Annotated in this window: 14 protein-coding genes, 1 other RNA gene and 1 pseudogene; 6 read left to right on the top strand and 10 right to left on the bottom strand. The window is 41.4% G+C overall.

Annotated features, from left to right (window positions below):
• Positions 1-26: 26 nt before the first annotated feature.
• The 5 genes and pseudogenes from AACZ11_RS02800 to AACZ11_RS02780 form a co-directional block, all read right to left on the bottom strand.
• Complete coding sequence (locus AACZ11_RS02800; protein WP_290629226.1) at positions 27-563, bottom strand: 1-acyl-sn-glycerol-3-phosphate acyltransferase; 537 nt, start codon at positions 561-563, stop codon at positions 27-29.
• 17 nt (positions 564-580) lie between these two features.
• Positions 581-1,639, bottom strand: coding sequence for an iron-containing alcohol dehydrogenase family protein (locus tag AACZ11_RS02795; protein WP_290629335.1), 1,059 nt, complete (start codon positions 1,637-1,639; stop codon positions 581-583).
• 45 nt (positions 1,640-1,684) lie between these two features.
• Positions 1,685-2,395, bottom strand: a pseudogene (gene kdsB, locus AACZ11_RS02790) (3-deoxy-manno-octulosonate cytidylyltransferase); the annotation flags it as partial.
• 55 nt (positions 2,396-2,450) lie between these two features.
• Positions 2,451-3,029, bottom strand: coding sequence for a DUF4126 domain-containing protein (locus AACZ11_RS02785; RefSeq protein WP_290629223.1), 579 nt, complete (start codon positions 3,027-3,029; stop codon positions 2,451-2,453).
• Positions 3,030-3,034: 5 nt separating this feature from the next.
• A complete protein-coding gene (locus AACZ11_RS02780) occupies positions 3,035-4,459 on the bottom strand; it encodes an ATP-binding domain-containing protein (protein ID WP_339831420.1) in 1,425 nt (474 codons plus the stop codon).
• Between the two features lie 127 nt (positions 4,460-4,586).
• Here AACZ11_RS02780 and AACZ11_RS02775 point away from each other — a divergent pair, with 127 nt between their 5' ends.
• The 4 genes from AACZ11_RS02775 to AACZ11_RS02760 are packed head-to-tail and all read left to right on the top strand — an operon-like array spanning position 4,587 to position 6,979.
• The gene (locus tag AACZ11_RS02775; protein WP_290629175.1) at positions 4,587-5,249 is read left to right on the top strand and encodes a hypothetical protein; all 663 of its coding nucleotides are present in this window, start codon (positions 4,587-4,589) and stop codon (positions 5,247-5,249) included.
• Positions 5,250-5,292: 43 nt separating this feature from the next.
• Positions 5,293-6,048 (top strand): DUF3822 family protein, encoded by a 756-nt coding sequence (locus tag AACZ11_RS02770; RefSeq protein WP_339831390.1) that lies wholly within the window; start codon positions 5,293-5,295, stop codon positions 6,046-6,048.
• A complete protein-coding gene (gene rsmD / locus AACZ11_RS02765) occupies positions 6,048-6,590 on the top strand; it encodes a 16S rRNA (guanine(966)-N(2))-methyltransferase RsmD (RefSeq protein WP_290629177.1) in 543 nt (180 codons plus the stop codon). The genes AACZ11_RS02770 and rsmD overlap by 1 nt, the downstream gene beginning before the upstream one ends.
• 26 nt (positions 6,591-6,616) lie before the next feature.
• On the top strand, positions 6,617-6,979 hold the full coding sequence (locus AACZ11_RS02760) for a hypothetical protein (protein ID WP_290629179.1): 363 nt from the start codon (positions 6,617-6,619) through the stop codon (positions 6,977-6,979).
• Between the two features lie 493 nt (positions 6,980-7,472).
• On the opposite strand, the gene rnpB is transcribed toward AACZ11_RS02760, so the two are convergent.
• Positions 7,473-7,815, bottom strand: an RNA gene (rnpB, locus tag AACZ11_RS02755) — RNase P RNA component class A.
• Positions 7,816-7,907: 92 nt separating this feature from the next.
• On the opposite strand from rnpB, the gene AACZ11_RS02750 reads away from it, so the two are divergent.
• Together AACZ11_RS02750 and AACZ11_RS02745 are read left to right on the top strand one after the other, a co-directional pair.
• Positions 7,908-9,698 carry a DNA polymerase III subunit gamma/tau gene (locus tag AACZ11_RS02750; RefSeq protein ID WP_290629181.1) on the top strand — a complete coding sequence of 597 codons (1,791 nt, stop codon included), beginning with the start codon at positions 7,908-7,910 and terminating at the stop codon, positions 9,696-9,698.
• A gap of 61 nt (positions 9,699-9,759) precedes the next feature.
• A complete protein-coding gene (locus tag AACZ11_RS02745) occupies positions 9,760-10,341 on the top strand; it encodes a tRNA-(ms[2]io[6]A)-hydroxylase (RefSeq protein WP_290629183.1) in 582 nt (193 codons plus the stop codon).
• 28 nt (positions 10,342-10,369) lie between these two features.
• Here the strand turns inward: AACZ11_RS02745 and AACZ11_RS02740 are convergent, their stop codons facing one another.
• From AACZ11_RS02740 to pdxH, 4 genes are all read right to left on the bottom strand, one after another.
• Positions 10,370-11,281 (bottom strand): ethanolamine ammonia-lyase reactivating factor EutA, encoded by a 912-nt coding sequence (locus AACZ11_RS02740; RefSeq protein ID WP_290629185.1) that lies wholly within the window; start codon positions 11,279-11,281, stop codon positions 10,370-10,372.
• A 2-nt stretch (positions 11,282-11,283) separates the two neighbouring features.
• The gene (gene ppk1 / locus AACZ11_RS02735; RefSeq protein ID WP_290629187.1) at positions 11,284-13,377 is read right to left on the bottom strand and encodes a polyphosphate kinase 1; all 2,094 of its coding nucleotides are present in this window, start codon (positions 13,375-13,377) and stop codon (positions 11,284-11,286) included.
• A complete protein-coding gene (locus tag AACZ11_RS02730; protein ID WP_290629190.1) occupies positions 13,377-13,862 on the bottom strand; it encodes a histidine phosphatase family protein in 486 nt (161 codons plus the stop codon). The genes ppk1 and AACZ11_RS02730 overlap by 1 nt, the downstream gene beginning before the upstream one ends.
• A gap of 93 nt (positions 13,863-13,955) precedes the next feature.
• The gene (pdxH, locus tag AACZ11_RS02725) at positions 13,956-14,600 is read right to left on the bottom strand and encodes a pyridoxamine 5'-phosphate oxidase (RefSeq protein WP_290629192.1); all 645 of its coding nucleotides are present in this window, start codon (positions 14,598-14,600) and stop codon (positions 13,956-13,958) included.
• Between the last annotated feature and the right edge of the window lie 59 nt (positions 14,601-14,659).

The following is a 14,659-nucleotide window of genomic DNA, read 5'->3' as shown; positions in this document are numbered from 1 at the left end:
CAATGAAGGCAGGAAGAGGTACTGTGTTAAGAGTATTCCGGTACTTTTCCTACAATACCTCTGAAATACATGCGAAGAAACTGAGTGTCCTCTTCAATGGCACCGGAAATATAGAACGGCGGGTTAATTGTCACGGTCTTGGTGGCATAATCGAATGAGACGGGAATAATGGGCACGTGTGCGGCTTGTGCAATGTAGTAAAAGCCGGTTTTCCATGCGGCTACTTTCTTGCGAGTCCCTTCGGGAGCTAGGGCCAGTCTGAATTCTTCCTTTTTTCTGAAGACTTCAGCAATTGCTTCAACCTTATTTTGACCGGAAGTTCTGTCAAGAGGTGCGCCTCCCATCCACCGAAAGTACCAGCCAAAGGGCCATTTGAATAACTCTTTTTTGGCGACAAAATTGATTTCGGTTTTTAAGATACGACGGGTAAAGACGCCTATAAAGAAGTCGTGCCAACTCGTATGAGGGACTACGATCACAACAGCTTTTTTGATCGAGGCATCAAAATCGCCTTCAATCCTCCACCCCATGACTTTAAAAAAAATAAATTTTGTTAGGTGCATCCCCTTGTTTAGCTTTTCTACATTTTAAGGTAGAGTTCCTTCAGCTTATCTCTGGTCATTATTACTTCCCAGTTTTCACCCAAGGCATTCTCCCATAAGGGCACCAAACTTAAGGCGATATCGATCATTGTATTGAGTTGTGCTTCGGTAAGATTGCTACAGAGTCCTTTTGGGATGTCGATGTTGTGTTGCTTCACCATTTCCTTGAACAATGCAACGTCTTTGGGGTAGAATTCGGCTAAATGATCGAAAACGATGCAATTCCCAATCCCGTGCTTTGTACCCAAAACATAAGAAAGTCCGTAACTCATGGCATGTGCCACCCCTACTTGTGAGTAGGCGATGCTCATACCTCCATGCCAAGAGGCCATCATCAATTTTCCTCTGGATTCTTCATCGGGTAGTCCCTCATCCAAAAAGATCTCTTTACACAAATCGTAGGCTTTCTCTCCATAACTCTGACTAAAAGCGTTGAGGAATGTTCCATTAAGGGATTCGACACAATGAATAAAGCAATCCATGCCTGTGTAGAACCACTGGTTTTTAGGTACCCCAATCGTAAGCTCAGGATCCAGAACCACTTGATCGAAAGGCGTAAAGTCACTGTTGATCCCAAGTTTTCTAACGGGTCCGGTAAGAACCGTTGTACGGGACACCTCGGCTCCGGTACCCGATATTGTAGGAATTCCCACATGATAGACCGCTTTGTTCTTTACTAGGTCCCAACCTTGATAATCTGCAGCACTGCCCTTATTTGTTAACATGATGGAGACCGCTTTGGAGAGATCTAATACCGTTCCACCGCCAATCCCGATGATTCCGGACGGTTTGTAGGTAAATTCAGCTTTGATATCCTTAACGATCTGGTCCACCTGCGTCGTTTTTGGCTCTTCTTCAGCCGAAATGAACAACAACTTATCATTAAACCGAAGGTTTATCCTGTCCAATAGATCTTTATTCTGTTTAAAAACATCATCCACTAAAAAGATAAAAGGCGCTTTGTCCTTTCGTTGGGGTGCTAAAATAGAACCCAATTGGTCAAAACAACCCTGCCCGAAAACCACCTTGGGAACCATGGGAAAGTTTCGAAACTTATTATTCACGGTTTCCTTCTTTTCTTCTTTCAACACCTTATTGGCTCGTATCAGATCTTCGGGGGTATCGATCTCGATCCCCTGAGCATTGGAAATAGCCATTTTTATATTTTTTCCATACTCTAAGTATCGTATGCATTCTATTTTTTCGGCGGCCTCCAAACTGCGCATAGGCAGTCTGTAGAAATCCATCAATGCCGATTTACGAAAAGCGTAGATACCTTTATGTTTGTAATACTGTACGGCCACGTTCTTATCACGCGGATATGGAATGGGTGAACGGGAAAAATAGAGTGCAAAGTTATCTTGATCCACAATCACCTTTACACAGTTGGGATCACTAATCTCTTTCCAGTCGTGAATTTCTGTCATTAGTGAGGCCAAATCGATCTTATCGGCATCCGGTCCGTCAAAGACACTTAAAACCTGTTCCAGTCCCTTTTTGCTTGTGAAGGGTTCATCTCCTTGCACATTAACCACGATATCAACGTTCATGTCGGCTACTGCTTCGGCGATTCGGTCACTCCCACACTCATGTTCGCGCTTGCTCATGATGGCCTTACCTCCGTTGAGTTCAATTTCATTGAAGATGATTTCGCTGTCGGTAACAACATATACTTCATCAAAGAGATTGGTCTCTTTTGCAGCTTCGTAGGTTCTAACGATCACAGGTTTGCCGCCTAGATCTTGCATTAATTTTCCTGGGAATCGAGAGGCTCCGTAACGAGCCGGGATCATTGCTATTATTTTCAAACTAAATTGTATTAACGTCTTGATTTCAAAAATAAGAAGATTAACCAGTAGTGTTGCGTTTTTTGCGAAGCTTTTTATAAAACTTATACAGACCGAAAAAAATCAATAAAACACACACAAAGGCCAACACGGGAACAAAAATGGACAAGATAGCTAGTACGGTCGAAGTGCCCGCTTCGATCGTAGAAACTACCGAATTTGCGAGTCCTCCCGTCGTAGCGGTGGAACCCAACCGAATGGCAGTGGTATTTCCCTGAACCGCAGCTGCCGTTCCTCCTCCGGCAATAATAGCGAGTGTCCAAGTAATGATCGGGTCGAGGTTTGTAACTGTTGCTACCATTACTGCTGTTCCGGCAATGGCAGCCAAGGGAATTGCAATCGTATCTAGCGCATTGTCCAACCAAGGGATGTAATATCCGGCTACTTCAACAAGTGTTGCAACCGCCAAGGTGATCACAGCCGTGAGACTGCCCATCCATTGCCAACTTTCGTTAAGTGGTATCACATCATAATGTGCGGCCAAGCTCATGACCAATAACGGCAGGAATACTCTAAATCCAACAGCCGCAGCCAATCCTATTCCTAAAAAAATGCTCAATAAGATATCAACCCATTCCATACTCACTAATCTACAAAAAACTCATCTTTGAATCCTATAAGATACAATTTTTCTTGGGCCCTTGTAACTGCTGTGTACAGCCAACGCAGATATTCTTTATCAACCCCATTGGGCAAATACGGTTGCTCCACAAACACAGTTTTCCACTGGCCTCCCTGCGATTTGTGACACGTAATAGCATAAGAGAATTTCACTTGGAGCGCATTAAAATAGGTATTGTTCTTCACCGAAAGAAACCGTTTGTAATTCGATTTTTCTGAAGCGTAATCCTTTTGAACTTCTTGGTAGAGTCTGTTGGAATCTTCGTATGATAGCGAGGGCGCTTCAGAAGTAAGCGTATCCAATAAAAGTACTGTTTCAAAGGGCGCCATTTTAGGATAATCGACCATTCGGATGTTAACTTCCGCGAAGCGAAACCCGTATAATTCTTTTATGCTGAAGATCTCCAACACTTCAATAATATCGCCATTAGCAATGAATCCTGCGTCACTTTCAGTCTTCACCCAAAAATAATTATTCTTCACCACCATAAGATAATCTCCGGCCGATAAGTCTTCTTCTTGATATAAAATACGATTCCGGATATTTTGGTTGTAAAGATTTGCTCTTTTGTTGGAACGCACGATAACTACGGTATCTTCATTTCCGAGTGTTGCGTAACTATCTTGTATGGCTTCCATGAGTTCTTGTCCATCTAAGGGACGTATCACCTCTGGATAGGGCAATTCAGAAAATTTGAACGCTTCGTATAACCCATCTTCTATGCGCGTTCGAATATGGGTAGCATTCACTAGAATACCGCTATCCTTTTGCTGACGAACGACCTCGTCCATCTCGATCTCAATGACCTCCTTATTGTAGTGGCTTTCGAGCGTACGTTTATCTAAGGCAGGGCTAATATGGAGTTTCACGGGCGGTAACTGTGCCGTGTCTCCAATAAGTAATAATTTACAATTCTGACCATTATAGACATATTCCATAAGGTCATCCAAGAGGGATCCGTTTTCGAACAATTTCGATTCCTGATTGATATCGGGAACCATAGATGCTTCATCAACTATAAAAATTACATTTCGGTGTTTGTTCTTCTGAAGTGTAAAGGACACCCCTCCCCCTTTTTGGCTCTTCGGGTAATAAATTTTTTTGTGAATGGTGAACGCCTCCTTGTTAGAATAGTTGCTAATTACTTTGGCAGCGCGCCCGGTAGGTGCCAGCAAAATGGCAGATCGTCTGGCTTTCCATAGGTTTTTAACCAAGGTTCCCACTAGCGTAGTCTTTCCGGTTCCCGCATATCCCTTCAATAAAAATGTTTGATTTTTTTTATCGCTAAGTGTAAAATCGGCTAACAATTGAAGCGCAAGATCTTGCTTAGCGGTCGTATCGTGAGGAAAATCATTTTTTAAAAGGCTGTAAAACTGCGAAGTATCCATGAATGTTGTAGGCGTGTAATAGCCCTTAAAGATAGCCATGATTTTTTCGGATTATACTTTAACGAACAAAAAAAAATTGTAGATTTGCGATAGACCTATTAAACAACATAATTAAACTGTCAAAATAATGAAAATAGTAATTCAACTACTACTTTGGATTGTGATCGCTTTTTTGGGATATCAACTTTATACTTCCATTAGTGAGCCTATTGCTTTTAACGAAGTGAAAGAAGCACGTTATGCCAAAGTGATCAAAAATTTGAAGGATATTCGGGATGCGGAATTGGCTCATCAAGAGATCACAGGGAGTTTCACCGGAAGTTTTGATAGTTTAGTGCGGTTTATCGATACAGCTCAGTTTGCCATTGTACAACGTCGCGATACCAGTTTCGCCGATGTTGCTAAAAATAAAGCCTTTGGAATTGCCGAAGGATATTTCATTGAAAAGGTACTTATCGATACTCTTGGCTATACACCGGTAAAAGATTCATTGTTTGGCGGTAGCGATCGCTACAAGACCATGATGAATATTCCTGTAGAAGGTGTTGATGCAAAAATTGAACTACAGGCCGGTAAGCTGAAAAAAAACGATGCTACCTACTCTGTATTTGAAGCAAGAGTACCAAAAGACGTTATCTTGGCCGATCAAAACAAAGACCTTTTGGCACAAGAAAAGCAAGTTGTTTCCGTGGATGGAGTTAATGGTGCATACATTAAGGTGGGGTCAATGAACGAAGTAAACACGAGCGGAAACTGGCCAAAAATTTACGATACTGCAAAAGATCAATAACATAGATCCTAACATCCAAAAGAAACTGTCCGTTCAAATTGCTTTGACCGGACTTTCTTTTTTAGTGTCAAATCCGGACACCAAAGAACCTATGTTCTATACTGAAAAGAAATTTTCAAGTCCGCACACTCCCGAAGAACTTTTACTCGAACTGCAACGATCTTTTTCAGAATATAAGGAATTGGAACATCCTACGGAAGTAATATTGCTCTATGCTACAAACGTATATGCTCCTGTTCCATTGTCGTTGTTCGACGAAACAAAGGCCAGCGAGTATTTAAAGTTCAACTCAAAAATACTGGCGAACGATTATATCTCACACGATACTCTCGAATCTGCCGGAACCGTTGTTGTCTATATTCCGTATGTAAATATCAATAATTATATTTTTGATCGTTTTGGCAGTTTTCAATACTATCATGCCACCACAGTTCTTCTGCGCTCTTTTTTGGCTTCGGAAAAGCATTCGCGCGACGCCAAAGTGTTTGTTCATGTTACAGAAACACACTTCGATCTTTTAGTGCTTAAAGAAGGTACCCTTCAACTTTGCAACAGCTATTTGTACAAAACACCCGAAGACTTTGTGTATTATATCCTTTTCTGTTTCGAGCAGCTGAACCTCAATCCTGAAACAGTTCCCGTGACCTTCGTCGGAAGCATTTCAGAAGAAAGTGATCTGTATCATATAGTGTATAGGTACATTCGGAATGTAACGGTTGCAACAGCCAATTCCGCAAAGGGACAAGCTACACTCGATGAAAGACCTCAAAATAACTATTTACTGACTTTAAGTTTATAATGCGGATCATTTCAGGAATACATAAAGGAAGACGTCTCACCGCGCCAAAGAATTTGCCCGTGCGCCCTACCACCGACCTCGCCAAGGAGTCGCTTTTTAATATTTTGAACAACAACTACCATTTTGATGAGATTACGGTGCTCGATCTTTTTTCCGGAACCGGAAACATAAGTTATGAATTTGCATCACGCGGCGTCCCCGGTGTACTTGCCGTAGATGCACACTATGCCTGTATCCAGTTCATTCAAAAAACCGCAGAAATGCTTTCACTTCCCATTACCCCGGTAAAAAGTGATGTCTATAAATTCTTAGAGGGCTCAGGCAAGTCTTTCGATGTTATCTTTGCAGATCCGCCATACGATCTTCCCCAAGATCAGTTTGAAGCCATCATACAGCTCATTTTTAAGAATTCTTGGGTAGAACCAAATGGAATGCTTATTATTGAGCATTCAAAACACATGGACCTTTCGTCCCAGCCTAATTTTTCGCAAGCCAGAAAGTATGGGGGCTCGGTCTTTAGTTTTTTTCAACAAAACACATGAAACCTTCCATTGTTAAAATAATTAAATTGGATTTTACAACCATTGAAATCCATCAACATTATATTGTATCACAAATAAAAGAAGGTGTGGATTTTGAACAAAAGCATTTAGAAGCATTTTATGAAGTGTTTGAAACTTATTTTTCCGGCCGTCCCTTCGTATCAATTGCCGACAGGAAGAATGATTATACTATCAATCCAAATTTACTTAAGGACTCTCGCTTTAAAAATCTTTTAGGCATAGGCGTAGTTTGCTATTCGGAGGCTTCTTATAAGAATGCCCTTTTTGAAAAAACCTTCTTTAAAGGAAAATTCGAAACATTTTATGAGATGGAAGCCTGCAAGGAATGGGCTTTGCAGCTTGTTGAAGCGTATACTGAATCTGACTGATCACAATTTGTTTTTCATTTTTTTTCGGGCCTTAAGGAATTTATCCCAGGTTTGAAAAGCTGTCGAAAAAAAGATTAAATTTAGTGTATTCAACATACATACTGCGCTTTATGGTTTCCGGTCCCGGTTATTCAATTAATATTGGCTTTGCCGATTTCGATTTATATGATAATTATCTTGTAGGAACCATCCACGAAGGGGTGTTGTTCGATGTGCCGCATATCAATAAATTTCATGAGATCTTCGACAGGCATTACTACAATCGCCCATTTGGTTATATATCGAATAGAAAGTTCGATTATACCATCAACCCTAATTGCTATTCAGAATCAAAAAAATATAATTCTCAGTTGGTAGGGATTGCTACACTGTGTTATTCTGAAACTACATATAAGATGGCTTCTTTTGCCGAAGAGTTCTTAGCGTGGCCACATAAGGCATTTTATACCATGGAAGAATGCACGGCGTGGATCGAAAAACAGTTGGAATTATATAAAAAAGCAGACCTGTAAGCCGGATTCTGTATCACGCCGTAGCGCAACCCTTATCATTTATCTGGACGTACTGTTGCCAGCACGTTCTAGCTGCCTACCCTCCTGCATTGGGTGGGATCCCTTTCCCGTCCCGATAGCTATCGGAATCGGGGCGCAGGTTTACGTGGCATTTCACCACATAGAGTTTACCCGATTTCACTACAGCATTACCTGTACATCCTTTCTGTTGCACTTGTCCTCTTACGCCAAAGCGTAAGGACGGCCGTTAGCCGCTATGCTTCCCTATGGTGTCCGGACTTTCCTCCCCATACAACGGTATGGAGCGATAAGGCGGTCTGCTGTTGCAAAAGTACTTTAATGTTAATAAATACCGTAAAATAGCGAGCCCTAATTTTTAAAAACTACGCCTACATCTTTATATTTGTTTTTCGCTTATGGAACATTTTATTGTATCGGCCCGAAAGTACAGACCCACTACGTTTAAAGACGTTGTAGGCCAACAGGCGATTACAAATACGCTGCAAAATGCCATAGAGAACAATCATTTAGCACAAGCACTTTTGTTTACAGGTCCGCGTGGTGTTGGAAAAACCACCTGTGCACGAATACTGGCAAAACAGATCAACCAAGACGGTACTCAAAAGGCAGATGAGGATTTTGCTTTTAACATCTTTGAACTTGATGCCGCCTCCAATAACTCTGTAGACGATATTAGAAACCTAATTGACCAAGTACGCATCCCACCGCAGATAGGAACGTACAAGGTGTATATTATCGACGAGGTACACATGCTTTCCTCTGCAGCTTTTAATGCTTTTTTAAAGACGTTGGAAGAACCTCCAAAACACGCCATTTTTATCTTGGCAACCACCGAAAAACACAAGATCATACCCACCATCCTATCGCGTTGTCAGATCTTTGATTTCAAACGCATCACCGTTCAGGATATCAAAGGTCATCTCGCTGATGTGGCCAAGTTAGAAAATATAAATGCAGAAGACGATGCCCTTCATATTATTGCTCAAAAGGCCGATGGTGCCCTGAGGGATGCACTGTCTATTTTCGATCGCGTGGTAAGCTTTTCAGGGCAAGACCTGACACGACAAGCTGTTACCGAGAATTTGAACGTGCTCGATTACACGTATTATTTTGCAATTACCGACCTCCTGCTCCAAAATAACATACCGGAGGTTCTGGTAGCCTACGATACCATTCTCGCACAAGGTTTCGACGGTCATCACTTTATAACCGGCCTGGCATCTCACTTCAGGGACTTATTGGTGTGCCAAAACCAAGCGACCATCCAACTACTGGAGGTGGGCGAGCAAGTAAAAACCATGTACTTTGAACAATCGCAAAAGACACCTCATGATTTCTTGATCGACGCCATAGAACTTGCCAATGACTGCGATCTAAAGTACAAAAGCAGCAGAAACCAGCGATTGTTGGTAGAACTTTGTTTGTTGCAACTAGCTTCTTTAACGGCCAGGGGCGAAAAAAAAAATCCTAATTCCTTCGGAAATAAAAAGATAGCGCGTTTCGTAATACCGCCATCTGCTTTTTCAGCAAAGAAGATGCCTTCGGAAGCGGAGACCGTTTCACAAAAAGATACCGATGCCATTTCTAAGGAAGCTGTTCCGGTCACTGAAGCACCTTCAGAATTGCATGTTTCAAATACGACCGAAGCCTCTGTCGAGATAAGACCTTCAGAAGAGAACAAAGAACGAGTTATAGAACGACCCCAGATACTCGCAGAACGAAATGCGAAGAAGGTATCGGCTTTATCCTTAAAAAGTATTCAAAAGAAGCAAGCGATCAAGAAAGAACGTATGGCCAACCAGCCGGACGAAGAGAATTTGCCTTCCAATGACTTCAATGAAGACCAAATGATCGCAGCTTGGAAGGAATATACGGACGCCGTAGAACAAGCCGGTAAATATAATCTACTTTCGCATTTAACCATGGGTGTTCCAAAATTAGAGGGATCGCTTATTCATTTGGAATTCCCAAATTCCACCATCAAGGTCGAAGTTGAAAGAGCCAAGTATGAATTGCTCGGGTTTCTGCGTGAAAAGCTGCAAAATTACGACGTCGACCTCTCCATAGAAGTGAATGAAACCATCGAAAAGCGCTATGCGTATACAACCCGTGAAAAATTTGAAAAACTACGAGAAAAAAACCCTCTAATAGAAACCTTGCGAAAAGAGTTCGATCTTGATATTTAGAGATTAAAACCTTAATTCGTAAATTTAAAGTTTATTGCTTCTACCTCCTAAAAACACACAAATGCTGGGCTTACAGTTACCAACAGATCCGCGCTGGGTCAATATAGTCGAAAAGAACATTGAAGAGATACTCACCGATCATGCCTATTGTGAGCAGAAAGCAGCTTCTACGGCGATTTCTCTTATAGTTTCTTTTCCTGAGTATACTGAGTTGGTACAGGAAATGGTCGCTTTGGTAAAAGAAGAGATAAGCCATTTTAAAATGGTTCACGACAAGATCCTTGAGCGCGGTTGGGTCATGGGGCGTGATCGCAAGGATGAATACGTAATACAGATAACAAAATTTTTTCCAAAAGGAGGCAGCAGGACCACACAATTGGTGCATCGATTGTTATATGCAGCGTTAATTGAAGCACGAAGTTGTGAACGTTTTCGGCTGTTGAGTGAGGCATTGGAAGATAAGGAACTGGCAGAATTCTACAGAAAACTGATGGTGAGTGAAGCGAATCATTATACCATGTTCTTAGGTTTTGCAAGACAGTACGGCAACCGAAACGAAGTAGATAAAAAATGGAAAGAACTACTGGAGTTCGAAGCGCAATTAATGAAGGACCTTAGTAAAAAAGAGACTATCCATGGTTGAGTCTACTTGACTCATCTTGCGATCTACCCTAATTCACCTCTAGGGATTCTGCGATCTTTTCGTTGTATAAGCTCTTAATAATTCCATCTGACAAACCGATCTTTGGAACGAAGATATTTTTAGCACCGGCCCATTTCATGGCAGACAGATAGATACGTGTCGCCGGAACGATTACGTCGGCCCTATCCGGGTTCATATCCATTTGTGTGATGCGTTCATCCAAAGAATAGGAACGAATAAGGTCATAGAATGAGGCCAAATAAAAGTAGCTTAAAGGTTTACCAATCTTCTTTCCGCTATTCTTATAAATACTATTGATATTCCCCCCGGACCCGATCACAGAAATCTTTTTATAAGGTTTGGTGTTTGATCGAATCCACTCCTCCACTTGCTGCCACATAGTGTCTTCCACCATGTCGTTCAATAATCGCACCGTACCCAATTTAAAGGATTTGGATGCTACGGTTTGGCCTTCGGCAAAGATGGTGAATTCCGTACTTCCACCGCCTACATCCACATATAAGAAAACTTTGTCGTTCTGAATCAAGGATTTTAGATCTGTAGAGGCAATGATAGCCGCTTCGTCATTCCCGTCGATAATATTGATAAAAATGCCGGCTTCTTTTTTGATTCGATTCGCAATCTCCTGCCCGTTAGTAGCTTCTCGCATAGCCGATGTGGCACAGGCTTTGAAACGTTTCACGTTGTGTGTATTCATGAGAAGTCGAAAGGCGTTCATGGCGTCGATCATGCGTCGTGTATTGACCTCGGAGATCTTTCCTTCTAAGAATACATCGGCTCCCAACCGAATGGGCACTCGCACTAATGATGTTTTTTTAAATAACGTATTTTTACCTTCTTCTTCAACGACCGTGGCTACTAGCAAGCGTATAGCATTCGAGCCGATATCAATGGCACCATATTTTTCAATGTGTAACAAATCTATTGTTTCAGTTTATTTTGGTAATATTCATATAATTTGAACTGCGAGCGAACGGCACCATTGTTAGGTTTTCGGTAGGCATTGTCTTGTTTGGCAGAAATAATTCTGGCCTTGACATTATCACTCCAGCAGATCTCAAAAGTATCTAACAGTTCGGCTCTAATGCCTTCGTCGTAGATAGGACATGTGATTTCTACTCTATTGTCGAGATTCCTTCCCATAAAATCTGCAGAAGAAATATACACCTTCGGATCCTTATTGTTCTCAAAAATGAACAAACGCGGATGTTCCAAGAATTTATCTACAATGCTTATCACCTGAATATTCTCGCTCATTCCCTTAACCCCGGGAACTAGACAACAGATCCCTCGAACGATCAAACGAATAGGAACTCCTGCCCTACTTGCGTCATATAACTTGTCGATCATTTTATAATCGGATAAGCTGTTGAGCTTTAGTTTAATTCCCGATGGCAGACCTAGTTTTTTATTCTTTATCTCTGTTTCAATAAGATTGTAAAGTGCATTACGTGTATAATGTGGTGAAACGATGAGATGTCGATATTTCTTAATCTTATAGTTCACCTCAAAAAAATCGAATACTTTATTGATCTCCTTGCATATACTCGGGTTTGAAGTAAATAGCGTGTAATCGGTATAGAGCCGTGCGGTTGATTCGTTGAAATTTCCGGTGCTGATAAAGGCATACCTTTTGAGCTTGTCTTTTTCCACGCGCTCTATCAAACACGCTTTACAATGTACTTTAAGACCTTTTACCCCGAAGATAAGACGTACCCCTTCGCTTTGCATTTGTTCTGCATACCCTATGTTGGCTTCTTCATCAAAACGAGCTTGTAATTCTATTTGTACGGTAACCGTTTTACCGTTCTTGACAGCATTGATAAGCGAACTGGCAATATGAGACACCTGTGCAAGACGGTAAATGGTGATCTTTATGGATCGCACATGGGGGTCTAAAGCAGCCTCACGCAAGAACTTCACCACATACGAAAAGGTTTGATAGGGCGCATGGAGCATATAATCCTTTTCCGATATCTTATCGAATAAACTGCCTTGTAAACTTAGTCCTGCAATGTGTAAGGGGGTTATTTTCTCATACAAAAGGTCGTTACGGCCCAAGCTGGGAAAATCCATATAATCCCTTCTATTGTGGTAGCGTCCTCCGGGAATCACACTATCGGTGGTGTCAATTCCCATTTTATCCATTAAGAACTTTAGTGTTGTGGGTTCAATATTTTTATCGTAAACAAAGCGAACAGGATCCCCGGTACTTCGGTCTTTCACACTTTTGGAGATCTTATCGATAAAGCTCTTACTAAGGTCACTGTCAATATCCAATTCGGCATCGCGGGTAATCTTGATCATGTGTGCCGAAATACTCTCGTACTTGAATATGCTAAAGATGTTGTGCAGACAATGACGAATAAGATCGTCCAGAATAATAATATATTGCCTGTCGCCGTTGGGAGGGAGTACAACAAATCGTTCGATAACCTTTGGGATCTCGATAAGCGCATAATTGTTTTTGGACTCAAAGGTATGGTCGTCCTTAGACATCACCATTTTTACCGCCAGGTAAGCCGCACTATCTTTCAGTGACGGGAACTTTTCCAGTTCTCCAATCATGATCGTTACTAAGGCAGGACTCACCTTCCGAATAAAATAATCGGAAATAAAAGCCCCTTGCTTTGCGGTAACTTCGGTTTCATTGATAATGAAGATATTCTCTTTTTGAAGTTCTCGTCTAATTTTGCTTAAGATACGAAGGCTGGTAGCCTGTTGATCGATTACGGTTTGTGTGATCTCTTCCAGTAATTCTTTAGCTGAAATACCTCCCAACGCACTTCTCCCTCCTTTACCGGCATCCACAATACGTTTTATGGTTGCGTACCTTACCTTGAAGAATTCATCTAAATTGTTTGAAAATATTCCCAAGAACCGAAGCCGCTCTAATAAAGGGACAGTCTTGTCACCCGCTTCTTGAAGCACACGCGCATTAAATTGAAGCCAACTCAATTCTCGATTGAAGTAGGTATTCTCTGTAATGCTATTTTTAATAAGCTCTACCGCCATTATTTAAGGTCTCTAGGGAAAAGTGTCTGTATGGTTTTTCCGGTGGTTATATCGTTCCAAGAGTTTTCCTCAAATTGTATCATGACAAAACCACAGGTAGGAACATTGTCAATATATTTATTTCCAAGCATATTCGCAACCGATGTGAATGCATGATTGTGCCCTACGATCATCACTCGGTCCAGCGAGTTGTCTAAACTTTTAATGATGTTCATTACATTTTGTCCGCTAAAATCGTACAGACTATGATTGGTCACGAATTTAGCATCGGGAATGTTAAACGCCGCTTTAAAGTAATGAGCTGTTGATAAGGCTCTGTTGGCATCACTGGTTATGATCTTTTGTGGAGGATCCACTTGCCCTTTCAAGGTGTTAGATACCAGTTCACCATCACGTTTGCCTCGTCCTTTTAAAGGACGCTGGTGATCTATTACATCGTATTTCCAGGACGACTTTGCGTGCCGGACCATATAAAGTGTTTTCATTTTCGTAAGCTATACTATTTTAAGAATTCTACATTCAATTTTAAAAGACCAATCAAAGTGTTTAGTATCAATTTTTACCCTCACACATTCGCTCTAGGGTTGTAATCGGTCGATTTCCCAATCGTGACCCTGCAAACGATATCGAATGCGGTCGTGCAAGCGATTAGGGCGTCCCTGCCAGAATTCAATTTCTACAGGAGCTACGACAAATCCGCCCCAATCTTTCGGTTTGGGGATCTCTTTGTTTTCATATAATTTTTCCAGTTCCAGCAATCGCGATTCCAATGCTTCTCTGCTATCGATCTCCTTACTTTGATTGGAAACGACGGCACCCAACTGACTCCCTTTAGGTCTGGAATGGAAGTAATTAGTAGCATCGGCTTCAGAAGTTTTAGAGGCTATTCCTTTAATAATTACCTGGCGTTCCATAACCGGCCAAAAAAAAGAGAGACACACATGATTGTTATTTTGAATGGACACTCCCTTTTCGCTGTTGTAATTGGTGTAAAAATAAAACCCATTCTCATCATACTTTTTCAGCAATACCACACGACCTCTGGGATACCCGTCAGTTCCAATGGTCGAGAGTGTCATGGCATTCACTTCGTCAACACCGCCGGTATGTTCGGTTTCGTAATACCATTTGCGAAATTGTTGCAGCGGATTGGCGTCAACCGATCTTTCGGATAATTCTCCCTTTTCATACGATTTCCGTTCTTTGTGCAAGTTATCTCTCATACACCAACTTTATTGCAAGTTACAAGTTTTACCAAAGGTAAGAAAAGGGTGTTTATTAA

The sequence above is a fragment of the uncultured Altibacter sp. genome, assembly GCF_963972995.1.
Classification (GTDB): Bacteria; Bacteroidota; Bacteroidia; order Flavobacteriales; family Flavobacteriaceae; genus Altibacter.
This window is presented reverse-complemented; position numbering and strand designations above follow the sequence as displayed.

What these genes read in the sequence shown, in the direction of transcription:
- AACZ11_RS02780 (WP_339831420.1), bottom strand. Translation starts at nt 4,459, where the DNA reads ATGGATACTTCGCAGTTTTACAGCCTTTTAAAAAATGATTTTCCTCAC.
- AACZ11_RS02750 (WP_290629181.1), top strand. Translation starts at nt 7,908, where the DNA reads ATGGAACATTTTATTGTATCGGCCCGAAAGTACAGACCCACTACGTTT.
- rsmD (WP_290629177.1), top strand. Translation starts at nt 6,048, where the DNA reads ATGCGGATCATTTCAGGAATACATAAAGGAAGACGTCTCACCGCGCCA.
- pdxH (WP_290629192.1), bottom strand. Translation starts at nt 14,600, where the DNA reads ATGAGAGATAACTTGCACAAAGAACGGAAATCGTATGAAAAGGGAGAA.
- AACZ11_RS02795 (WP_290629335.1), bottom strand. Translation starts at nt 1,639, where the DNA reads ATGGTTCCCAAGGTGGTTTTCGGGCAGGGTTGTTTTGACCAATTGGGT.
- ppk1 (WP_290629187.1), bottom strand. Translation starts at nt 13,377, where the DNA reads ATGGCGGTAGAGCTTATTAAAAATAGCATTACAGAGAATACCTACTTC.
- AACZ11_RS02785 (WP_290629223.1), bottom strand. Translation starts at nt 3,029, where the DNA reads ATGGAATGGGTTGATATCTTATTGAGCATTTTTTTAGGAATAGGATTG.
- AACZ11_RS02730 (WP_290629190.1), bottom strand. Translation starts at nt 13,862, where the DNA reads ATGAAAACACTTTATATGGTCCGGCACGCAAAGTCGTCCTGGAAATAC.
- AACZ11_RS02800 (WP_290629226.1), bottom strand. Translation starts at nt 563, where the DNA reads ATGCACCTAACAAAATTTATTTTTTTTAAAGTCATGGGGTGGAGGATT.
- AACZ11_RS02775 (WP_290629175.1), top strand. Translation starts at nt 4,587, where the DNA reads ATGAAAATAGTAATTCAACTACTACTTTGGATTGTGATCGCTTTTTTG.
- AACZ11_RS02745 (WP_290629183.1), top strand. Translation starts at nt 9,760, where the DNA reads ATGCTGGGCTTACAGTTACCAACAGATCCGCGCTGGGTCAATATAGTC.